General features: G+C 68.4%; 18 protein-coding genes and 1 tRNA gene. 17 read left to right on the forward strand and 2 right to left on the reverse strand.

Annotation, left to right across the window (positions count from 1 at the left end; all coding sequences use genetic code 11):
• Nucleotides 1–63: 63 nt before the first annotated feature.
• From rph to WEB29_11565, 8 genes are all read left to right on the forward strand, one after another.
• The gene (gene rph, locus WEB29_11530) at nucleotides 64–798 is read left to right on the forward strand and encodes a ribonuclease PH (protein MEX2137562.1); all 735 of its coding nucleotides are present in this window, start codon (nucleotides 64–66) and stop codon (nucleotides 796–798) included.
• A complete protein-coding gene (locus tag WEB29_11535; protein ID MEX2137563.1) occupies nucleotides 795–1,409 on the forward strand; it encodes a non-canonical purine NTP pyrophosphatase in 615 nt (204 codons plus the stop codon). The genes rph and WEB29_11535 overlap by 4 nt, the downstream gene beginning before the upstream one ends.
• 1 nt (nucleotide 1,410) lies before the next feature.
• Nucleotides 1,411–2,226, forward strand: coding sequence for a polyprenol monophosphomannose synthase (locus tag WEB29_11540; protein ID MEX2137564.1), 816 nt, complete (start codon nucleotides 1,411–1,413; stop codon nucleotides 2,224–2,226).
• A gap of 104 nt (nucleotides 2,227–2,330) precedes the next feature.
• Entirely contained in the window at nucleotides 2,331–4,055 is a 1,725-nt protein-coding gene (locus tag WEB29_11545) for a peptidylprolyl isomerase (protein ID MEX2137565.1), read from the forward strand.
• 13 nt (nucleotides 4,056–4,068) lie between these two features.
• Nucleotides 4,069–5,208 carry a nucleoside triphosphate pyrophosphohydrolase gene (mazG, locus tag WEB29_11550; GenBank protein MEX2137566.1) on the forward strand — a complete coding sequence of 380 codons (1,140 nt, stop codon included), beginning with the start codon at nucleotides 4,069–4,071 and terminating at the stop codon, nucleotides 5,206–5,208.
• Between the two features lie 53 nt (nucleotides 5,209–5,261).
• Nucleotides 5,262–5,338: transfer RNA gene (locus WEB29_11555), tRNA-Pro, on the forward strand.
• Nucleotides 5,339–5,365: 27 nt separating this feature from the next.
• Nucleotides 5,366–6,316, forward strand: coding sequence for an MraY family glycosyltransferase (locus WEB29_11560; protein MEX2137567.1), 951 nt, complete (start codon nucleotides 5,366–5,368; stop codon nucleotides 6,314–6,316).
• Nucleotides 6,317–6,509: 193 nt separating this feature from the next.
• Nucleotides 6,510–8,045, forward strand: coding sequence for a GGDEF domain-containing protein (locus WEB29_11565; GenBank protein ID MEX2137568.1), 1,536 nt, complete (start codon nucleotides 6,510–6,512; stop codon nucleotides 8,043–8,045).
• Here WEB29_11565 and WEB29_11570 read toward each other — a convergent pair.
• The gene (locus tag WEB29_11570; GenBank protein MEX2137569.1) at nucleotides 8,042–9,175 is read right to left on the reverse strand and encodes a DUF3048 domain-containing protein; all 1,134 of its coding nucleotides are present in this window, start codon (nucleotides 9,173–9,175) and stop codon (nucleotides 8,042–8,044) included. The genes WEB29_11565 and WEB29_11570 overlap by 4 nt on opposite strands.
• A gap of 50 nt (nucleotides 9,176–9,225) precedes the next feature.
• Between WEB29_11570 and WEB29_11575 the strand changes: the two genes are divergently transcribed.
• The 5 genes from WEB29_11575 to WEB29_11595 all read left to right on the forward strand — a co-directional run bounded on the left by WEB29_11575 (nucleotide 9,226) and on the right by WEB29_11595 (nucleotide 15,596).
• Complete coding sequence (locus WEB29_11575) at nucleotides 9,226–10,590, forward strand: LCP family protein (GenBank protein MEX2137570.1); 1,365 nt, start codon at nucleotides 9,226–9,228, stop codon at nucleotides 10,588–10,590.
• A gap of 24 nt (nucleotides 10,591–10,614) precedes the next feature.
• Nucleotides 10,615–11,799 (forward strand): aminotransferase class I/II-fold pyridoxal phosphate-dependent enzyme, encoded by a 1,185-nt coding sequence (locus tag WEB29_11580; protein MEX2137571.1) that lies wholly within the window; start codon nucleotides 10,615–10,617, stop codon nucleotides 11,797–11,799.
• Between the two features lie 15 nt (nucleotides 11,800–11,814).
• A complete protein-coding gene (locus WEB29_11585; protein ID MEX2137572.1) occupies nucleotides 11,815–13,095 on the forward strand; it encodes a cytochrome c biogenesis protein ResB in 1,281 nt (426 codons plus the stop codon).
• Complete coding sequence (locus WEB29_11590; GenBank protein ID MEX2137573.1) at nucleotides 13,092–14,108, forward strand: helix-turn-helix domain-containing protein; 1,017 nt, start codon at nucleotides 13,092–13,094, stop codon at nucleotides 14,106–14,108. The genes WEB29_11585 and WEB29_11590 overlap by 4 nt, the downstream gene beginning before the upstream one ends.
• Before the next feature lie 123 nt (nucleotides 14,109–14,231).
• Nucleotides 14,232–15,596: a glutamine synthetase family protein gene (locus WEB29_11595; GenBank protein ID MEX2137574.1), complete on the forward strand. Its 1,365-nt coding sequence runs from the start codon at nucleotides 14,232–14,234 to the stop codon at nucleotides 15,594–15,596.
• Nucleotides 15,597–15,602: 6 nt separating this feature from the next.
• Here WEB29_11595 and WEB29_11600 read toward each other — a convergent pair whose 3' ends face one another.
• The gene (locus WEB29_11600; GenBank protein ID MEX2137575.1) at nucleotides 15,603–16,994 is read right to left on the reverse strand and encodes a sugar transferase; all 1,392 of its coding nucleotides are present in this window, start codon (nucleotides 16,992–16,994) and stop codon (nucleotides 15,603–15,605) included.
• A gap of 527 nt (nucleotides 16,995–17,521) precedes the next feature.
• On the opposite strand from WEB29_11600, the gene WEB29_11605 reads away from it, so the two are divergent.
• The 4 genes from WEB29_11605 (at nucleotide 17,522) to pssD (ending at nucleotide 21,101) form a co-directional block, all read left to right on the forward strand.
• Nucleotides 17,522–18,283 carry a hypothetical protein gene (locus WEB29_11605; protein ID MEX2137576.1) on the forward strand — a complete coding sequence of 254 codons (762 nt, stop codon included), beginning with the start codon at nucleotides 17,522–17,524 and terminating at the stop codon, nucleotides 18,281–18,283.
• Between the two features lie 122 nt (nucleotides 18,284–18,405).
• Nucleotides 18,406–19,425 (forward strand): UDP-glucose 4-epimerase GalE, encoded by a 1,020-nt coding sequence (gene galE / locus WEB29_11610; GenBank protein ID MEX2137577.1) that lies wholly within the window; start codon nucleotides 18,406–18,408, stop codon nucleotides 19,423–19,425.
• A gap of 21 nt (nucleotides 19,426–19,446) precedes the next feature.
• Complete coding sequence (locus WEB29_11615) at nucleotides 19,447–20,640, forward strand: hypothetical protein (GenBank protein ID MEX2137578.1); 1,194 nt, start codon at nucleotides 19,447–19,449, stop codon at nucleotides 20,638–20,640.
• Entirely contained in the window at nucleotides 20,637–21,101 is a 465-nt protein-coding gene (gene pssD, locus WEB29_11620; protein ID MEX2137579.1) for a PssD/Cps14F family polysaccharide biosynthesis glycosyltransferase, read from the forward strand. Before WEB29_11615 ends, pssD begins: the two co-directional genes overlap by 4 nt.
• Nucleotides 21,102–21,111: the final 10 nt, after the last annotated feature.

Here is a 21,111-nt window from a genome sequence, read left to right on the forward strand (position 1 = left end):
GCGCAGCCCCGCTTCTCGACTGCGCCGCGAACGATGCCCCCCGCCCGCGTAGAATCGGCGGCGATGTCAACCATCGCCCCGGCTCGACGCACCGATGGCCGTGCAGCCAACCAGCTGCGGCCGGTCAAGATCGTCCACGACTACCTGAAGTTCGCGGAGGGATCGGTCCTGATCCGGGTCGGCGACACCCGGGTGATCTGTGCGGCGACGATCGAGGATCGCGTCCCGGGCTGGATGCGGGGCAAGGGCGGTGGCTGGATCACCGCCGAGTACTCGATGCTGCCGCGGGCCGGCACCGAACGCAGCCAGCGCGAAGCCAGCACCGGTCGGGTCGGCGGCCGGACCCACGAGATCCAGCGCCTGATCGGCCGATCCCTGCGCGCCTGCATCGACCTGCCGCGTCTCGGGGAGCGCACGATCACGCTGGACTGTGACGTGGTCCAGGCCGACGGCGGCACCCGGACCGCGAGCATCACGGGTGCGTACGTGGCGCTCGCACGGGCGCTCAACAAGTTCGGCATGGCTCACCTGCTGGTGGGCAAGGTCGCCGCAGTCAGCGTTGGCATCGTGGGCGGGCAGACGCTCCTCGACCTGAACTACGCAGAAGACTCGACCGCAGAGGTCGACATGAACATCGTGATGACCGATGACGATCGCCTGATCGAGGTGCAGGGCACGGGCGAGCAACGGTCGTTCTCGCGGGACCAGATGAACCAGATGCTCGATCTCGGGTCGGCCGGGATCCGTCAGCTGTTCGAGGTACAGCGGCTGGCGATCGAAGCTCCCGCGGCCGAGTGAGCGACCTGCTGCTGGCGACCGGCAACCCGGGCAAGCAGCGCGAGTTCTCCCGTCTACTGGAGGGCCTGCCCGGCCGCCTTGTGCTCCCGCAGCAGATTGGGCTGACCCTCGACATCCCGGAGCCGCACCCCACCTACGCCGAGAATGCCGCCGCCAAGGCATCTGCCTACGCCCGCGCGTCCGGGTTGCCCGCGCTGGCCGATGACTCAGGTATCGAAGTGGCGGCGCTCGACTGGGGCCCCGGCGCGCGATCTGCCCGCTACGGTGGCTCGGAGGTTGACGATCGAGCAACCCTGATCCTGGACCTGCTTGGCGATGCGAGCGACCGACGGGCGCGAATGGTCTGCTGGCTCGCGCTGGCAATTCCCGGCGCCGCGCCGGACGGAACGGCGCGCTCGCCGCGCATCGAGCTGTTCAGCGGGGTCATGGAGGGGGAGATCGCGCACGAACGCCGAGGCCACGGGGGTTTCGGCTACGACCCCATCTTCCAGCTTCCCAGCGGGATCACCACCGCCGAGCTGCCAGAGGGCGAGAAAGACCTCGTCTCGCACCGCGGCCGAGCAGTGGCAGCAGCGCTGCCGCGCCTCCGCTCGCTGCTCGGGGCGAGCTGACATGGCCCGCGAAGGCCGCGCCTCGCCGGGTGGCGGATTGGCGTCGGACCCCCCGCAGGCGCCCCGCGTCGGGCTCGCAGCCGGGAAGGGCGTGGTCGTCGTCCTGCCGACGTACAACGAACGCGAGAATCTGGAGCGGATTGCGGAGGCGATCCTGTCGGCATTACCAGAGGCGAATCTGCTGGTGGTCGATGACAGCTCCCCAGATGGGACCGGTACGCTGGCCGACACGATGGCGACGCGCGAACCGCGACTGCACGTCCTGCATCGCGCTGCCAAGGAGGGGTTGGGGGTCGCCTATCGGGACGGATTTCGCTGGGCATTGGCGCGAGCCGAAACCCGCGCGGTGGTCCAGATGGATGCCGACTTCAGCCACGATCCAGGCGACCTGCCAAGGCTGCTCGCGCCGCTCATGACCGGATCGGACCTCGTGCTCGGGACACGCTACATGCCCGGCGGTGGAACGGTCGGATGGCCGATCCACCGCAGGCTGATCAGCCGCGCCGGGACCACCTTCGCTCGGGTGATGCTGTTGCTTCCATACCGGGACCTGACCGGCGGCTTCAAGGCCTGGCGGCGAGAGCTGCTGGAGGCGATCCGCATGCGAGAGGCGAATACCAGCGGATATGGCTTCCAGATCGAGACGACCTGGTGGGCTCATCGGCGCCGGGCGGCCGTCACTCAGATCCCGATCATCTTTCGCGAGCGGGTGGCAGGGAGCTCGAAGATGAGCGGCGGCATCATCGGCGAGGCGCTGGGGCTCGTCCTGCGCCTCCGATTCGAGGCGATCCGCGACGCCTTACGACGGACCCCCTGAGCCCGAACCCGGGTGCTGGCGCGAGCACCACCCATCGGCTAGCATGGCGCCTCGCCCACCGTCGGAGATGTCCCTCTATCGCCCTGCGGAGAATCACGCGCTAGATGTCGTTTCGCAACCGCCCGGTGCTCGACCGGAAGCATCGCCCCCGCTGGCAGGACGAGCTGCGGACCCAGCAGCTGATCGTGGCCGGGTTTGCCGTCGCCATCGCCGTTGCGATCGGGATCTTCGCGGCCAACGCCTGGAGCGAACACTATGATGCCCACCTGCGGCCGGTCGCCGCCGTCGGGGATGTGACATACACATTCGACGACCTCACCGATCGGATGGACGCCATCGGCGTCGAGTTGCAGGCTCGCTACGAGGACCTGCAGAGCCGCATGGGGGGCGTGCGGGACTCCGTGATTCAGCAGGCCCTGCAGTCGATCCAGGATGCGATCACGGCCCTCGGCCCGACTGCAGCCGATTCGCTTGTGCTCGGCCGGGTACTAACCACCACGGCGAGTCGCTATGACATTACCGTCAGCGACGAGGCGGTGAGTGCCGAGGTGACCAAGCGTCAGACCGTGCCTGAGCGACTGAAGCTCTCGATCATCACGGTCGATGCCCTGCCCGCCGACTCGGAGCCGGGCGCCGAGCCGACCGATGCCGATTGGGCTCGCGCCGAGGCCGAGATGAACGACATCGCGGACGCGATCAAAGGCGGGGCGGACTTCGCAGAGACGGCCAAGGAGAAGAGCTATGACTCGTCTGGCCCGGCGGGAGGTTCGCTCAGCTGGATCGAGGCCGACGACCCGCTGTACGCCACCTATTTCAGCGACGCCCGAGACGCCGCCACCGGTGACCTGGTTGGCCCGATCAAGGGTGACACAGGCTATCGGCTCGTGCGCGTCGACAACAAGAAGGCAGCCGGCACCAACCAGCGCATGAAGGATCTCCTTTCCGCCGCCGGGGTGTCAGATGCGGAGTACCGCGCCTATGTCCGGGGTGACCTGCTGAAGTCCGCCTTCACCGACTACTTCAAGACGAGCGTCATGGTTCCCTACCAGCCGCAGCGCAAGGTGGCACAGATCTTTATCGCGGCCCAGGTGGGGATCCCGGAGCCGGGACAGAAGGTCAGGCACTTCCTGGCCCAGCCGCTCCCGGGCGAGGCGGACCAGTCCAAGGCGACCGATGCGCAGTGGGCCGCAGCCCTGGCGCGCGCCGAGGCGTTCCGGGTCGAGGCGATCAGACCCGATGCGAATTGGTACGTGCTCGCCAAGGAGAGCGAGGACACGAGCAGCGCCAGCCGTGGCGGCGACGTGGGATGGTACAACCCCGGCTCATCGAGCTTCGTGCCGGAGTTCAAGGCTGCGATCGCCAAGCTCGAGGTGGGGGAGGTGAGCGAGCCCGTCAAGACGCAGTTCGGCTATCACGTCATGGAGGTCACCGCAGAGCGAATTACCGCACCAGTTCAGGCCGATGACCTGGTGGCCACGCTGCGAGAGGATCCTGACCAGTTCGCCAAGCTGGCCAGGGACCAGAGCGAGGACCCCGACAGTGCCGCGAAGGGCGGAGATCTCGGCTGGGTGATTCCGTATCAATTCGAGCCGGACCTGGCGAACGCAATCTTCGAGCTCACACAGCCCGACCAGATCAGCGACCCGATCACGACGCAGGGTGGGTTTTACATATTCAAGCTGCTGGCGACCGCGGAGCTGCGCTGGGTGCCGACCACGCAGCTAGAGTCGGTGCGACAGACCGGGTTCAACCACTGGCTGAGCGAGATTCGTGATGGCGCAGGGACCTGGACGGACCCCCAGTTCATCGAAGCCCCCGGCACCGCATGAGCTCGCGCGGGGCGTGACGACGTCCCGCGGCGTCGACCGCCTCCTCGCGGCGGCAGGGCTCGACCCCGCGCTCGGCGTCCAGGTCGTGTCCGGCCGGCGCCTGGCCTCCATCGCCTTCGATCCATCCCTCCCGCTCGTCCTCCTCGCCGAACCCGTTGCGGCCGACAAGGCCACTGCGGCCGACCCGCCAGTCGTCCTGCCGGGGCGCCATGCGCGCAGGGGAGCGCGCGATGTGCTCCTCTCGCTCTACCCGCGTGATCACGCGCTGCAGCCGCTCCCGGGCGGGACGCCCTCGTCGCTCGAGAGCCTGAGCGACGAGGACCTGTGGCGCGCCGACTGGCTGGTTCCCGCTCTGAGGGCGGTCGACAACATCGCCTCGCCGCACGGCATGGCGGCCATCTCCGCCCGCCTGCGGGCGCTCGATGGCTGTCCGTGGGATCGCCGGCAGACGCACGCCAGCCTCCGCCCCTTCGTGCTGGAGGAGGCGTACGAGACGGTCGACGCAATCGAGAGCGGCTCGTCGGAGGATCTGGCCGAAGAGCTCGGTGACCTCTTCCTGCAGATCATCCTGCACGCCCAGTTGGCAGCCGAGGATGGGGCCTTCGACCTGACCGATGTCTATCGCAGGCTCGGGGCCAAGATCATTCGACGTCATCCGCACGTGTTCGGTGATGTCGAGGTCAGCGGGGCGGATGAGGTGCTTCGCAACTGGGAGACGATCAAGGCGGCCGAGCGACACGAGGCGGGCGGCCGGTCGTCGCCCTTCAGCGGAATCGCCCGGGCGCTCCCCGCCCTCGCCGCCAGCCGCGAGATCCAGGAGCGCGCGTCGTCGCTCGGCTGGGATTGGCCGGCCATCGACGGCGTCTGGGAGAAGGTCAATGAGGAGCTGACCGAGCTGCACGAGGCCGGGGCGATCGACGGCGATGCTGGACGGGACGCCCGTCTCCACGAGTTCGGCGACGTGCTGTTCGCCGCCGTCAACCTGGCGCGCTGGCTGAGGCTCGATCCGGAAGAGGCGTTGCGCACGGCGAATCGCCGCTGGATCGACCGTTACCAAAGGGTCGAGGCGTTGGCATCTGAGCGTGGCCTGGTCCTTGTCGACCTCTCGTCGGATGCCAAGGATGCACTGTGGAATGAGGTCAAGGCGGAGTGACGGGCGATCGCAAACCACGGGTGATACCCTCCAGTAGAATGGCCGCGCCGCGTCGGGGCGTAGCGCAGCCTGGTAGCGCACCTGCTTTGGGAGCAGGAGGTCGCCCGTTCGAATCGGGCCGCCCCGACCACCACGGCGCCCGTATCATCGGCGCCCGATGCTGACCCCCCTGGTGGCCCTGATCGTCGCGTTCGTGGCCGCCGCGGTGCTGACTCCGGTGGTGCGCAGCCTCGCCAGGCGGCGAGGCCTGCTGGACCACCCGAACAAGCGGAAGGTCCACGATGTCGCGCTCCCTCGGCTCGGTGGGATCGCCATCGCCGTCGGGTTCTACGCCGGCCTGGCGGGTGCATTGTTCGTTGCCTCACCGAGCACGAGCCCGGTGCGCGCCGCGGATCAGTTCGTCGCGGTGCTGCTGGGGGCGGCCCTCGTCGTCAGCATCGGGATGATCGACGACCTGTTCGGGATGCGAGCACCGGTGAAGCTGTTGGCGCAGATCGCCGCCGCGAGCGCCGTGTTCCTGCTTGGGCTTTCCATCGACCACCTCGACGGTCCATGGGGGAGGATGGAGCTCGGGATCTGGTCGCCGCTGGTGACCGTGGCGTGGTTCATCTTCGTCATGAATGCCATCAACCTGATTGACGGCCTGGATGGCCTGGCCGCAGGCGTGGGCCTCATCGGGATCGGTGCCTTCGCATTGATAGCATCGGCCGGTGACTCGCCCCTGTCAATCGGATTGATCCTGGCGGCCGGAGCGGGAGGAGTCCTCGGCTTTCTGCCCTTCAACGTATACCCGGCCAGCATCATCATGGGCGACACCGGATCCTTCCTTCTGGGTTTCATCCTTGCCGCGGCCGGTGTCGCCGTCACGCAATCGGGCTCGCCGGGCGCGGCTCCCTGGGCGCCCTTGCTGGTCGTCGGCCTGGCGCTGGGTGACACGGCGTGGGCGGTCATTCGGCGAGCGCGTGCACGCGCCTCCATCTTTGCGCCCGACAAACTGCATGTTCACCACCGATTGCTGGCTGCTGGCCTGTCGCAGCGCAGCGCCGTGCTCGTGCTGTGGACGATCTCGGCGGCCCTCGCACTGCTTGGCGTGGTGACGGCGCGCTGACGTTTCGAGGCGGTGCCAGGATCCCGGTCGCGCCCGGTACCTTGCGACCATGTGGTGCGCGGACGCCACGGAAGGTCGTTCAGGTGGGGTTAGTACCTTTGCGCGCATCTCGCGCCAGCCCCTAGACTAGCCCGACGGCGGGCAGCGGCAAGTTGCGGGCACATCAAACGGCCAGGCGCCCTGAGTGAGGAATGTGACAGCAGAACTGATCTTCATCCTCGTCAGCGGCGGGCTGGCTGGGCTCGTGGGTGTGGGGGCGCTCGTGGCGGTCCTCAGAGGATGGGGCGAGCCGACCACCACTCCGGCCTCCGCGCCGATTGCCACGGCCGCCGACTCGCGGGTGGAAACGACGCTGATGACCCCTTCCCATGAGGCGGTCGTGCGCGTGGTCTGGTGGGTGGCCATCGCGGGGGTGCTGGTCGGAATCGGCGTCTCGAATGCGTTTGCGGCGAACCGCCTGGCCATCTACGCCCTCGGCGGCGCCGCGGTGGTGATGGTGGTCGTCCTGCACGAGATGCTGCCGCGGCGCTGGCGCGGCCGGGCCACCGTCGCCCTGGAGGTGGTCGCCGCTCTCGCCCTGGCAACCGGCCTTGTGTGGCTGACCGATGGTGCCAACTCACCCTTCGTCTTCACCTTCCACCTGCTGGTGGTTGCTGCGGCTCTGACGATGGGGAGCCAGTTGGCGCTGCTCGTAACGGCCGCTGCTTCGCTGGCCTACGTTGGGCAGCTGCTGCTGGATGCCAGCCTGACCGCAAGCAGCGTTGATCTACTGCGCGTGGGGGTCAATCTCGTCTCGCTCTGGCTGCTCGCCTATCTCGCCGGCGTGTACGCCAGCTCCGAGCGTCGCGTCCGCGCGAGGGTCCTGGAGCTGTCGCAGACCGATCCGCTGACCAGCCTCTTCAACCGCGGGCATCTCTTCCCGACCCTGGAGCAGGAGGTGCAGCGCACCCGGCGCAGCGGCCGCGGCTTCTGCGTGCTGATGATCGACCTGGACGGGCTGAAGGCGATCAACGACTCGTTGGGCCACCTGCGCGGCGACGACGTGCTGCGTGCGGTCGGGCGCGTCATCAATGGATCGATCCGAACCGTCGACTCGGCCTACCGCTACGGTGGCGACGAGTTCCTGATCCTCCTGCCGGAGACCGAATTCATCGGCGCCTACGTGGTCGCCGAAAAGATCCGGGAGGGCGTTGAGGAGATCGGCGAGTCGCTGGCGACCGACCTAGCCGCGACGAGCGTCAGCATCGGCCTCGTCTCGCATCCGGAGGATGGGTCGTCGCCCGAGGAGCTGATGGTCGCCGCCGACCGCGCCATGTACCAGGCCAAAGCGCTCGGCAAGAACCAGATCAGCGGTAATCCACGCCCGCGCCGCGCTCCGAACCGGCTGCTGGCGGCCCCAGAAGAGATCAGCGAGCCGGCCCCGGCCGAGGCCCCACGGGTCGAGGCCTCATTGGCAGCGGCCCCACCGGTCGAACTCAGCCATGCCGCCCCGGCCGTCGTCGCCGCCGACCCGCCGCCGCCCGCAGCCGCCTTCACCGTCGAGCCCGCCACGACCAACGGGTCACACCACGAGGCACACGGGGACGACGAGCCGGATCCGGCGGACGTACGCCGCCACATCGCAGCAGCGCGGCGCAACATGGACCCAGACCATCAGATCCGACGTGCGATGGATGCCTTCCTGTCGAGCCCCACCTCGTCGCGCGCGGATCGGGAGCCGGGCGCCTAGGACTCCGTCACCGAGGCGGTGATCGGGATGATTTCCCACCAGACCGCGCCCGGCGGCAGGATCACCGGCTCCCCGCTGTCTGCGTAGGTCCACTCGGTCCCGTCGGCCGCCGTGGGTCGGGACCAATGCAGGGCAATTGCCTGCCCACGCGAGTAGAGCGTGCCATCGCCCTTTCCCACGAGGTGTTGAAGCCGTCGCGGGAAGCCACCGGGATCGGGGTCGCCGAACACCACCTCCTGCTCCACGCGCTGCACGATAATGTTCACAGCGGTGAGCGGCTTGTCGGTCACCTCGTCGATCACCGTCTTCCCGGCATCCTGGCGAGTCCACTCGTCCTCCGTCTCATTCAGCGTCCAGCCGAACCGCCAATAACTGTTGGTCCGCATCTCCACGGCGGTGACGGATCGCCCGGTGGGCAGCACCACGCCAGCATCGAAGGTAAACGGCGCACGCAACGGCTGAACGAGGGCCACATGCCGGTCGATCGGGCCACCCTCGTCGATCGCCGCGCGCAGCGCCTCCATATCGCCGTACAGGTTGTGCGGGGCAGGGTGGGTGCCGTAACGACTGAACCATGGCCATGACCCGGTGATGCCATTGACGTATGGCATTCCCGCCGCCGCGAACCGCGATAGCGCGCCACCGCTCGCGCCGAAGCCAACGGGCAGGATGCCGAGGTCCTGCCAGAGGTCGACCACGAAATAGCGCGCGCTGCGGATCGGTCCGGTCAGCCCGACCGTCGCGCGGCACAAGAAGATGCCGCTGAAGCGGGTGGTGTCGCCCTCGACCGGCGCCTCGATCACCATGTCCGCGTTCGACAGGTTGCGTGCCGGCCGTGCCTGGGGATGGTTCTCGATCTGGACCGAGATGGCCACCTGATCCAGCACCAGCGGGTCATCGAGCGGCAGTCCGTTCAATGGGCATGTTGCCAGTTCGGGGGTCGCCGACGGCGACGGGTTCGGCGAGGGGGACGGAGATGCCGTCGGGGAGGCGGTCTCCGACGGCGACGGAATGGGCTCGGGCGTCGACAGCAGGCCGAGACCCAGCCAGATGGCAACCCCTAGAACGACCACCGCCAACACCGCGCCAGCCGCGATCTGGCGACGGCTGAAACGGCGCAGGAACTGCATAACCAGATCCTAACCGGTCGTCGTGACCTCAGCCGTGGCACCATTGTCATGTGGACGAAGCGCCAGCTCAACGCTACGGCCCGCCGCCTTCAGGGCCGCGGGCCTCGCTCGCCGCGCTCCTGTCGTTCCTCTTCCCCGGTCTCGGGCAGTACTACAACGGGGAGGCGGGGCTGGCGTTGCTGCTGGCTGCGCCGGTCGTGATCCTGGTCGGCCTGATCGCGCTGGTCCTGGCCGTGGGCTCGTCCCAGGTCCTCGCCCGCCTCTTTGACGTCCGCTTCCTGATCGGCCTGATCGTGGTGGACGCGGTTCTGCTGGCCTGGAGACTGATCGCGGTCATACAGGCCCACGATCACTGGGAGCGCCCCACATTTCGCAGCAGCGCGACCTGGGCCACCGCGCTGCTCGTGGCCGCCACGCTTGCGATGCACGCCGTGCCCGCCTACTACGCGGTCAAGACAATCGACACCCTCGGCTCAGTTGCCCTCGGCGGGCGCGGCCAAGACGTCCAGGACTCGTTCGGGATTGGGTCGCTGGCCGAGCCGTCCGGGCAGCCGGACGTCGGCCGGGGAGAGCGCGTCAACATCCTGCTGGTGGGAGTCGACAGTGCTCCAGGGCGCACGACAGCCCTGACCGACACGATGCTTGTCGTCAGCCTTGACCCCGATGGCACCGCCTCGGCGATGATCTCGATGCCCCGCGACCTCTATGGCGCGCCGCTCCCCGACGGCACCTTTTTCAACCGCAAGCTGAATTCGCTGATGGTCTACGCCGGCGCCCACCCAGATGCCTTCCCTTTAGGAGGGGTTGGCACCCTCAAGGCCACCATCGGAAAGCTCCTTGGGGTGTCGATCAATTACTTCGCTGCGATCAACTTGCTCGGCTTCAAGGAGACCGTTGACTCCATTGGCGGCGTGGACATCACGGTGCAGCGTGCGATCAACGATCCCACCTACTTCGACGAATACGGTCAACGGATCGGCTTTTATATCAAGGCGGGGACGTACCACATGAATGGCCACACCGCGCTCGCCTTCGTCCGCTCGCGGAAGGGGGCCGGTGACGACGACTTCACCCGCTCCGATCGACAGCAGCAGCTGCTCACCGCGATCCGGGACAAGCTGACCGCCGGGAACCTGATGCTGGCGCTGCCGGGCCTCCTCGACGCCGTCAAGAACACGATCGCCACGGACGTGCCATCCGGGCGCCTCGCCGATCTCGCGCGGGCGGTCCAGGGCGCCGACATGTCGCAGCTGCAGCGCATCGTGCTCCAGCCGCCGGAGTACATGCGGGCGGATCCGTTCTCGAGTGCCGGCTACATCCTGATCCCGGATCTCGAGGCGATCCGGGCCATCGGCGAGCAGCTGTTGAGTGGGGCGACGATCGGCGCCACGCCGGAACCATCCGTCGGCCCGTAGCCGACCGCTAGACTCGGATCGGTCATGCCGGGCTTCGCCACTCGCGCCATCAAGGCCGCCAGCCGGGTCCCGGCCGCGCCCCAACCGCCGGTCAATGTGCCGATCTACCAGACCAGCACCTTCGAGGTTGCCAGCGCCCTCGAGCTGGCCGAGCTGCTGGAGTTCGCCAGGCCCGGACATTCGTACAGCCGATATTCGAACCCCACCCACGCCGCGCTGGAGGAGGCGCTGGCCGACCTGGAGGGTGCCGAGGCGTGTCTCGCCACCGCGTCGGGGATGGCCGCGGTGCACGGGGTCGTCATGTCGTTGCTGCGCACCGGGGATGAGCTGATCATCCCCCGGGCGGTGTACGGCGGCATGGTCGGGCTGTCGCGCACGGTCCTCGCGCGAGCCGGGATCAAGGCGACTGCGGTCGACACCACGGATCCAGCCAACGTCGCCGCGGCGATGGGGGATCGCACGCGACTGGTGTGGCTCGAGACGATCAGCAATCCCACCACGGCGATGGCCGACATCGCCGCCATCGGCGAGCTGGCCCGTGCACGAGGTGTGTCGGTCGCCGTCGACAACACGTTTGCCTCGCCCTACCTGTGCAACCCGCTCGCCCTGGGCGCCGATGCGGTGGTGCACTCCACCACCAAGTACGTCGGCGGTCACTCCGACCTGACCGGTGGCGCAATCCTCGGCAGCGCCGACGTGGTCGCTTCCGCCCGCGAGATCGTGATCAACGCGGGCGGCAACGCGGCGCCGCTCGAGGCGTTCCTCGCTCTGCGCGGCCTCAAGACGCTCGCCCTCCGCATGGAGCGCCACAGCGCGAACGCCCTGGCGGTGGCCGCCGCGCTGGAGGGAGCGCCGGGCGTCGAGGCTGTCCGATATCCCGGCCTGGCATCGCATCCACAGCACGCATTGGCAGGACGGACGCTGCGCGAGGGAATGGCGGGCGGCATGCTGGCCCTCGAGGTCTCGGGCGGACGTACGGCCGGCGAACGCTTCCTCGACCTGCTGCGGGTGGCCGTCCACGCCACCAGCCTGGGCAGCGTCGAAACCCTGTGCAGCCATCCCGCGTCCTCCTCCCATCGTCAGCTCGACGACGACGAGCTCGCGGAGGCAGGGTTGAGCCCGGGGATGATTCGGGTCTCCGTCGGCCTCGAGGATGCGGAGGACCTCATCGCGGATCTGGCCAACGCTGCCGCGGGCGCAGCCACGTAGCAGACGGAGGACCCGATGAGCCGATCGACCGCATTGGCCGCCAGCGGCGGCAGGCGTGCCGATCGCATCGCGCAGGTCGCCCAGCGGTTCCTGCGGTTCGTCGCCGATGCGCGGCTTGCCCTCGGGCTGCTCCTCCTCGCGGGCGCCTGGAATGCCGCGGCCGCTGCGCTCCCCTCTGGCGCGTGGCTCCTCGCCACGCCGCCCTACCTCGTGCTGCTGGGGATGATCCTGTGCGCGGGCATGGCGAGCGTCGCCGTTCGCCTTCCCGTTGCGTGGCAGGAGTGGCGAAGGCCCGCGCTACTCGCCGAGGGCTCCGACGTGCTGGTGGCGACGGTCCCGGTCGAGGCCACGCCGGATGATGCGTCCCGCGCAGCATTGGTTGCTGTCGCTCGCGGAGCCGGCTACCGGGTCATGGAGCATGGCCGAGGCGAACGCTGGTCCCTTGCCGGCACGCGCCGCGGATGGTCGCGGCTGGTCGGCCAGTTCAGCCACCTCGCCCTCGTGCTCATGCTCCTCGGGGCGGCGGGCGGGCGCGCATTCAGCACGGAGACGCAATTCAGCCTCCTGCCCGGTGCGCAGGCGTTGCTGGATGCGCCGCGATCGGGATTCACTGACGCAGTTCGCCTCGACCGTTTCGACGCGGCCTTCGGTTCGGATGGGCGCCCGCTGAAGCTCGACGCGACCGTGACATTCCTGCGCGGCGGCGAGCCTGCCGGCACGCAGCTGGTGCAGGTGAATCGTCCGGGTGAATTCGGCGGCTACCTGGTCCATGGCTGGACGTACGGCCCGGCCGTGCGCGTCCGGGTTGCCACGCTCGGCGGCCAGCCGCTGCTCGATGCGCCCGTGCCCCTGGACGCCGTGATCGGCGGCAGGCCATCGGCATTCGCAGAGTTGCCGACCGCGGGACTGACCCTGGGCCTGACGCTGGTCGACGTCGATGCGAACGAGCTCGGCGTGACCGCATCCGACGGTAGCGGCGTGGTCGACAGCATTCGGCTGCGGCCAGGCGATGAGCAGCGGCTCGGGACGGTCACGGTGCGCCTGGTCGGCTTCGACGCGTACCTCACCTTCCTGTCACGCCGGGATCCGGGGATGGGGGTCCTCTTCAGCGGTGCGGCGCTGCTGGTGGCATGCCTGGCGATCGCCCTCTGGCTGCCTCGACGGCGGATGACGCTGCGGACCGTCGACGGAGGGCTGAAGCTTCTCCTTCGCGGCGAGCGCTTCGACCGGCCGGACGGCGAGCTCGCGAAGCTCGCCGCGAGGCTGGCGGCCGCGGTCCGACCGGCAGCCGGGTGACCAGCCTCCTCGACCTGTGGCGCGCCGTCGACCCGGAGGCGCGGCTGGTGTCGGGGAGCGTGGAGCGCCTGGGGGACGCAGCGCGTGGCGTGCTTCGCACCCGGACGGCGCCACCGCACCTTCCGCCCGCGCTGGACGGCGAGCTGCTCATCGTCGACGGGTCACTCATCCTCGGCCGGTCGCTCGACGCCCTGCTGGCGACGCTGCAGGCCGCGGAGCTGCGCCCCGTGGGGCTGGTCCTGGCCGGCCTCGCCGGAACGCCGCGCCCGGAAGCTGCCGAGAGCTCGATCCCGATCCTGGCGAGCGGCAAGGCCACAGCCGAGCTCACCGATGCCATGGAGAGCTACCTGCGTGACGAGCCGGGGCACCTGCAGCGGCTGAGCACCGAGCTCCGGCTGGCGGCCGCGGAGGCAGCACTCGCCGACCCCGACCCCGCCGCACCCGCGGGTCTCGTTGCGGCACGCATGCGCCGGGGCGTGGCCGTCATCGCCGACGGCGAGCTGCGCGCGCTCCATCCACGGCAGGCAGGCAGGGCGCTGGCCGCGCGGTTCGCATCCGCACACGCCCGCCTTCTGTCCGGCGGGTCGCGAACCGAGAGCGCGCGGCGCACCCGGGACGGCCTCTGGCTGCTGGAGCGACGCGTGCGCGCCGGCGCGGCGGCGTGGCTGTTCGACGATCTGCCCTTTGCCCGCGTGGACGAGGTGGCGGCCGATGCGCTGGGGGTGACCCTGAGGGCACTCCTGCGCCGCCCGGCCGCACCGCTGCCGGCGCCACGTCCGGCCTCACGTCCGACCCGGGCCATCCCCTCCCCTGCGGATGACCGCATCGCGGCGACGCTGCTGGCGGTGGCCCGCAGCAACGGTCGGATCGCGCCGGCCGCCCGGGCCCTGGGGGTCCACCGCAACACCGTCCTCTACCGGCTGCGAGCGGCGCGCGCCGAGCAGGGCGTCGATCCCCGCCGGCCGGAGGATGCGCTGCGGATCCTGTCGGAGGCAGACCGCTGGCGAGCCTGATCAGGCTTTGTGCAGACTGCACAATGATTCGCGCCAACCCGGCCTCATCCTCGACTGCCGCAGGCAAGGCGCGGCGGCTAGGCTCGGCGAGAACACCTCCCCTCACCTCAAGGAGACTCGTGGATGGCCACCAAGCAGCTCGCCGCCGCCCTGAAGCTCGCCGAGGACCGCAACCTGGCCTTTGTCAGCCTGCAGTTCACCGACATCGTGGGTCAGGTGAAATCGGTCCAGGTGCCGATGCATCAGCTGGAAGAGGCGGTCGAGCATGGGAAGTGGTTCGACGGCAGCAGCATCGAGGGCTTTGCCCGGATCGCCGAGTCCGATATGTTCCTCGTTCCGGACCTCGACACCTTCGCGGAAATCCCATGGGAGCCCGGCTTCGACCTCGACGGCAAGCCCATTCCCACCGGGGCGGCGCGGGTCATCTGCGACGTGTTCACTCCACACGGCGAGCCGTTCCCGGGCGACCCGCGCTGGGTCTTGCGTCGGCAGCTCGATAAGGCAAGGAAGCTCGGTTACGTGCTGAACACGGGGCCGGAGCTCGAGTTCTTCCTGCTCAAGCGCAGCGACGAGGCGGTCGAGGCGCTGCCGCATGACGCGGCCGGCTACTTCGACCTCTCGAGCGACCTCGGGACCGATGTCCGCAAGGAGATGATGAACGACCTCGAGGCGTTCGGGATCAAGGTCGAGACGGCCCATCACGAGGTCGCCACCGGGCAGCACGAGATCGACTTCGAGTACGCCGATGCCCTCCGCACCGCCGACAACGCGGTGACCTTCAAGACCACACTCAAGGCGGTCGCCGCGCGCAAGGGGCTGTACGCCACCTTCATGCCGAAGCCGTTCTTTGGCATCAACGGTTCCGGGATGCACTGCCACCAGAGCCTGTGGGACATCAAGAAGGCCAAGAACGCCTTCGCCGATGCCTCCGATCCCTACGGGCTCTCACCGATCGCGCGCAGCTACATCGCCGGCACCCTCGAGCACGCGCGGGGCATGATCGCCGTGCTCGCGCCGCTGGTGAACAGCTACAAGCGCCTCGTCCCCGGCTACGAGGCTCCGGTCTACATCGGCTGGGCGCGCATCAACCGCTCTGCGCTGATCAGGATCCCGCAGATCAGCAAGGGCCAGCTCAACAGCACCCGGATCGAGCTGCGCTGTCCCGATCCGTCCTCAAACCCCTACCTGGCCTTTGCCTGCATGGTCGCCGCTGGCCTTGACGGAGTCACTCGCAAGCTCTCGCCGCCGGATCCGGTCGAGGAGAACCTGTACCACTTCGACGCGGCCAAGCTCGAGAGCCGCAAGATCCGCCAGCTGCCGGGCACGCTGCGGGAGGCGCTCGACGAGCTCTCCAAGGACGCGGTCATCGCCGACGCCCTAGGCGAGCATGTCTTCGAGCGTTTCGTCGAGGCCAAGACCGAGGAGTGGGACGAGTACCGAATGCAGGTCAGCAGCTGGGAGGTGGATCGGTACCTGGAGGCCTTCTAGGGACGATCAGCGGCCACGGGCCATCATCACGTTTGGCATGGTTCTGAGAAGGATGCTCAGGTCGAGCCACAGCGTCCATCGATCGATGTAGCTCAGGTCGAGCTCGACCCATCGGTCGAAGTTCGCCTCATGGCGCGACTCCACCTGCCACAGGCCGGTGATCCCCGGTTTCATGCTGAGCCGGCGACGGTGCCAGATGTCGTACTCCACCACCTCGGACGGGAGTGGCGGGCGCGGCCCAACGAGGCTCATCTCGCCCTTGAGCACGTTCCACAGCTGCGGCAGCTCATCAAGGCTCAACTGGCGCAGGCGGCGGCCGAGCGGGCTCATGCGCGGGTCATTCGAGGCCTTGAACGCAGCCCCATTGAGCTCGTTCAGGTGGGCCACCTCGTGCAGCCGCGCCTCGGCATCGGGGGCCATGGTACGGAACTTAAGGATCGTGAAGGGGCGACCGTGCAAGCCGACGCGGGCCTGCGGGAAGATGACCGGTGAGCCATCGCGGGCGCGGATCAGGATGGCGGTGACGACGAGCAGCGGGCTGAGGATGACGAGCCCGACCGCGGCCCCAACCACGTCGATCAGGCGCTTGATGACCAGGCCGATCTCACGATGGCCGTCATGCACGAGCGACCGCACCAAGAGGCCCTCGAACTCCTCCTCGCGGGCGTTCCTTACAGTCCCGTCGGAAGGGTCGACCGGGATTCGAACGGTCTTGCCCTCGTCCGCGGCGAGGCTGGCGATGGGTTCCAGCAGGCTTGCCGATTCGGGCGCGAGACAGGCGGCGACCTCATCGACGATATTCGTATGCAGGACCTCCTCGATCGCTTCGAGCCCGCCTAAGATCGGCCGCGTGACCACACGCTGGGTCTCGCCGGGCACCGACAGGTGGCCGATCACACGGAGGCCCAGGCCGGCGCGCGATTCAACGAGGTCGGCAAAGTCCTGCGCCAGCTTGCCCGTCCCCACCACCAGCATGTAGCGAGCGTTATGACCGCGACGGCGCAGCACGCTGAAGGCAAGGCGCAGGAGGCCCCTGCCTGCCAGGGTGACGAGCGGCTCGGCTGTGAAGAGCGCCAGCAGGAAGATGCGACTCACATCCTCCTGCTTGAAGACGAACAGAATGGATAGGGTCAGCGCGGCCACCACGAGGGTGGCACGGCCAATGTCCATCGCTTCGGTGCGGAGCCGCCATCGGGCGCGGAGCCGGTACAGCCCCTGGTACCAGAGCACGACCACCCAGATGACTCCGAACCCGATCGCCGCCAGCCGGATGTCGATGCCGAGGCGGCTCCAGATCCCGGTCCAGCTGTCGTTGCCGAACCGGATGAACGAGATGAGCAGAAGGACGAGGGCAGCCGTGATGCCGTCGCCCAGCATGAGCGCGAGCCTGAGCGCCATGAGGTGTCGTCGGATCATCTCGGTCGGACGCGCTCCCTCGGTATGTGTCCCACGGGTGCCCGCGACGGGACGTCGCGGACCACTCTACGGGAGTATGGGGCTCCCGATCAACCAGATCCTGCAGCGCCGGACCCCATCGGCGCGGGTACGGCACGGCAACTGGCGTCGCGGCATAGGGAGGCCGCTACTGCCGCCGGCAGCACGGACGTGACCATTGACTCCCGGCGCAGCTGTGACCAGCAGCACGTTTGTGCTGATGCCGAATGACGTCGACCCGCTCCAGCGCCACCGCCATTGCCAGGCTGCAGCTGGGGTAATGGGGCGGCCTGGGTCGCCCAGTCTGGCGGCTGCCATCGCCGCGGCCGTCGCCGCGCTCACGCCTGTCGCGCCGTCGACGTCGCCTCGGCCCTGTGGCGGCCTAGCGCTTACCCGGCGGCTGACCGACGCTGCTGGACGAGTGCAGTAACGTGATGCCACCCACCGCGCAGTGCGTCACATGCTGCGCCCCGTCACCGGAGGCACGCGCCATGACCACTCCGCTCCAGATCCCATCCTTTGAACCGGCCCCAGCAGCTAGCACCACCCCCAGCCGCCGCGCCCTGCTGGCTGGTGCGCTCGGTGCCCTGGGGGCGATGGCCGCCTCGGCCATCGGCCGACCCCGAACCGCGCGGGCCGCTGACCCCAATGACGTCCTGCTCGGGGGGCCCAACGCCGCCATTAGCACCACCTCGATCACCAACAGCTCGAATGGCGATACCGTGTTCTCGGCCACGAGCAGCAGCACGGGAGTTGGGGTTGCGGGAATTAGTACCGGCGGAAACGGGATTTTTGGCCAAAGCGACGCGAGCATTGCGATCGTCGGCAACGCCGGGCAGGGGATCGCGGTCTTTGGCAACAGCAACGGGGCCGAGGCTATCTCAGGCCAGACCGATGCCAGCGACCATCCGGCGATTCTGGGCCGATCAAGTGCCACCGCCAACAGCACCGGTGTGCAGGGCTTCAGCGGCGATACCCCCCCGCCCCCCAAGGCCAAGACCGGGGTGTACGGCTACGCGGCCCAGGACGGCTCCAGCAAGGGCGTCTATGGTGAGAGTCCGAATGGCTACGCCGGCTACTTCAGCGGCAAGGTCTACACCACCAAGTTCTACGAGCTGGCCGAGATCAGCGCGCCGGTCGCGCCGCTCGCCAACCGGGCGCGCCTGTTCGCGCGTGACAACGGCGCCGGCAAGACCCAGCTGTGCGTGCGCTTCAACACCGGCGCGGTGCAGGTCATCGCCACCCAGCCCTAGGCCGGGGCCGGCGGCCGGGCGTTCCGCCATCGCCGGGGTCGTTGAGGAGGTGAACCCGGCGTCCACGCCCAACGAACCCAGCTGGACTGTGGTGTCGGTGTGGGAATAGTAGGCTGGATAGTATGAACTCCACAGCGTTGCCCCAGATCCTGGTGACAGGCGGCGAGGGATACATCGGCGTGCATACCGTTCGGGCCCTGGTCCAGCGGGGGTTCGGGGTCGTGGTCCTCGACTGGCTAAACAACGACGGCGTAGAGCACCTCGGTGTCGAGTTGGTGGTTGGCGACATTGCGGATCCATCCGTGCTGGCCGGACTGTTCGCCGATCGAAAATTCGAGGCGGTCGTTCATCTCGCCGCGCTGAAGTCCGTGAGCGAATCGTTTGAGCGGCTCGGCGACTACTTCCGCGTCAACTCCGCAGGGACGCTGAACCTGACCGAGGCGGTGGTTGCCGCCGCCGGTGACCAGCCACCCGCGCCCATTGTGTACTCGTCGACCTGCGCGATCTACGGCGACCCAGACCAGGTGCCAGTCACCGAGCAGTCTGCCGCTCGTCCGGCAAACCCGTACGCAGCCAGCAAGTTCATGGGCGAGGAGATCCTGCGCTGGTACTCGGGGAAGGGATTGCGATCCATCAGCCTGCGCTACTTCAACGCCGCCGGCGCTTCGAGCGACGGATCAATCGGTGAGGGCCCGCGGAACGCGAAGAGCCTCATTCCCCGGGTCATGGACGCTGCGCTCGGCAAGACCGCGGAGGTCGAGATCTACGGCACCGATTACGCGACGCCCGATGGCACTGCGGTACGTGACTATGTGCACGTTGAGGATCTGGCCGAGGCGCACCTCCTCGCGCTCGACTATCTGCTGGCGGGTGGGGGCAGCGCGGTCGTGAACCTAGGGAGCGGTCGCGGAACGTCGGTAGCCGAAGTCATCGCCGTCGCCGAGCGGGTCAGCGGACGGCCGGTTCCGGTGCGTCATGCTCCCCGTCGACCGGGCGATGCCGCGGCCATCTGGGCGGACAATTCGCGTGCAGGCGAGCTCCTCCACTGGTCACCGGTCCGAGACCTCGACGAGATCATCATGTCGGCCTGGCATTGGCATTCCCGTCGGGCCGAGCGCCCGGTGGGCGCGAAGCGCGAGTAGGGGATGTCGACTGCTAACGGGATGCACGTAGCTTTCGTCTGCTCCAACGCCACTCACATTCACACGTTTGCCCCGGTCATCGCCAAGCTCAGCGAATCCGGAGTGCATTCCACGCTCCTCTCGCTCGAGGAGTACTACGGTGGCGATCTAGGCGCGGTGGCTGCCGCCCACGGAGTCCGGGCAGTGATGGTCCGTCGCAGGTCCGGTCCTCTCGTGCCGAATGCGTTCTACGCACGCTCTGTTTCGGCCATCTGGCGTGATGTCCTGGTGGCGCGGCGGGACGTCGCCGCGGTCCTCGACGAGATCTCACCCGCGGCGGTGGTCGTGGGCAACGACTTTGGGCTGATGGAAAAGGTGACGCTCCGGGTCGCGCGACAGCGCGGAGCCCGGCGCGTGCTGGTGCAGGATGGCCGGTTGACCGCGCGCCGTCCCCGCGAAGACGAGCCGACACGCCGACTGCTCCGGCTCGCCAAATCGGTCCTGTCGCCGGCGCTCCGCCTGCTCGGCCTTCCCGAGCTCGCGGCATCCGAGTACGGCCAGGGTGACGTCGACGTCATCTGTGTGACCAGTCGCGACTCCCAGTTGCTGCTGAGGCAGAGGGCGCGGAAAGGCACTCACGTCGTCCTGACCGGGCAGCCGCGATACGCTTCCGCGACACATGGCCGCGGCGCGTCCCCGGGGACCGAGGACAATCTGGTGACCATGTTCACGACTCCCTTCGCGGTGGATCGTCTTTCCAAAGAGTCCCAGCACCGGCAGGTGCGACTCGCCGCGGACCTCTCGGAGCGGCTCAGCGCAGCGCGCGTTACTTTCCTCGTCAAGCCGCACCCGCGAGAGGACGCTGCCGCTTACCGGTCTGCAGGTCTGACGACGGTCGACGAGATGCCCGCAGCCCTCCTGGCCAGGTCATGGGTCGCGATCGTCGGCATCTCGACGGTCATCGAGGAGGCAGCCCTAGCCGGGGTCCCGCTGATAGTCCCCGGAAGAGTCGTACATGGAAGCCGATTCGACCACCAGATGCCGCCGGCAGACATCTATCCATGGTTCGAGAGTTCGGCGGAGGCGTGCGAGCTCCTCGACGGGCTCCGCGATCCGTCAGCCTGGCAGCGCCTAGCCGAGCGGCAGCGCGCCTCAGTTCTGGGAGAACTAGTGGCGACGGTCCCTCCGGACCTTGCGGCAGCGGCGGTCGCCGCGCAGATCGTGGGTCGCCGATGACCAGGAGTCGGCGCGTGGCCCTGGTCTGCAGCAGCGGCGGCCATCTGGCGCAGTTGCTGGTGCTGCGTCCGTGGTGGGAGCAGCTCGACAGGTTCTGGGTGACGTTCGACAAGCCGGATGCGAGAGGCGCTCTCGTCGGCGAGCGGCGGTACGCGTGCTACTTCCCGACCAATCGAAACCTCTGGAACTTCGCGCGGAATTCGGTCCTGGCATTCCGCATCCTGCGTCGCGAGCGCCCTGTTCTGGTTGTCTCGACCGGGGCCGGCGTGGCCGTGCCCTTCTTCGTGCTGGGAAAGCTGCTGTTCGGAACAAGAACCATCTATGTCGAAGTGGTCGATCGCGTCGACCGGCCTACCCTGACCGCGCGTCTGGTGCAGCGCTTCTGCGATCGGCTCCTTGTCCAGTGGCCCGAGCAGCAGGCGCTCTACCGTCAGGCGCTGTTGATCGGCCGGCTCTTGTGATCTTCGTCAC

Source organism: Chloroflexota bacterium (assembly GCA_040902225.1).
Taxonomy (GTDB): Bacteria; Chloroflexota; Limnocylindria; order QHBO01; family QHBO01; genus CF-167.

What these genes read in the sequence shown, in the direction of transcription:
- WEB29_11595 (MEX2137574.1), top strand. Translation starts at nt 14,232, where the DNA reads ATGGCCACCAAGCAGCTCGCCGCCGCCCTGAAGCTCGCCGAGGACCGC.
- pssD (MEX2137579.1), top strand. Translation starts at nt 20,637, where the DNA reads ATGACCAGGAGTCGGCGCGTGGCCCTGGTCTGCAGCAGCGGCGGCCAT.
- WEB29_11615 (MEX2137578.1), top strand. Translation starts at nt 19,447, where the DNA reads ATGCACGTAGCTTTCGTCTGCTCCAACGCCACTCACATTCACACGTTT.
- WEB29_11540 (MEX2137564.1), top strand. Translation starts at nt 1,411, where the DNA reads ATGGCCCGCGAAGGCCGCGCCTCGCCGGGTGGCGGATTGGCGTCGGAC.
- WEB29_11570 (MEX2137569.1), bottom strand. Translation starts at nt 9,175, where the DNA reads ATGCAGTTCCTGCGCCGTTTCAGCCGTCGCCAGATCGCGGCTGGCGCG.
- WEB29_11545 (MEX2137565.1), top strand. Translation starts at nt 2,331, where the DNA reads ATGTCGTTTCGCAACCGCCCGGTGCTCGACCGGAAGCATCGCCCCCGC.
- WEB29_11585 (MEX2137572.1), top strand. Translation starts at nt 11,815, where the DNA reads ATGAGCCGATCGACCGCATTGGCCGCCAGCGGCGGCAGGCGTGCCGAT.
- WEB29_11560 (MEX2137567.1), top strand. Translation starts at nt 5,366, where the DNA reads ATGCTGACCCCCCTGGTGGCCCTGATCGTCGCGTTCGTGGCCGCCGCG.
- galE (MEX2137577.1), top strand. Translation starts at nt 18,406, where the DNA reads ATGAACTCCACAGCGTTGCCCCAGATCCTGGTGACAGGCGGCGAGGGA.
- WEB29_11600 (MEX2137575.1), bottom strand. Translation starts at nt 16,994, where the DNA reads ATGGCGCTCAGGCTCGCGCTCATGCTGGGCGACGGCATCACGGCTGCC.
- WEB29_11605 (MEX2137576.1), top strand. Translation starts at nt 17,522, where the DNA reads ATGACCACTCCGCTCCAGATCCCATCCTTTGAACCGGCCCCAGCAGCT.
- rph (MEX2137562.1), top strand. Translation starts at nt 64, where the DNA reads ATGTCAACCATCGCCCCGGCTCGACGCACCGATGGCCGTGCAGCCAAC.
- WEB29_11580 (MEX2137571.1), top strand. Translation starts at nt 10,615, where the DNA reads ATGCCGGGCTTCGCCACTCGCGCCATCAAGGCCGCCAGCCGGGTCCCG.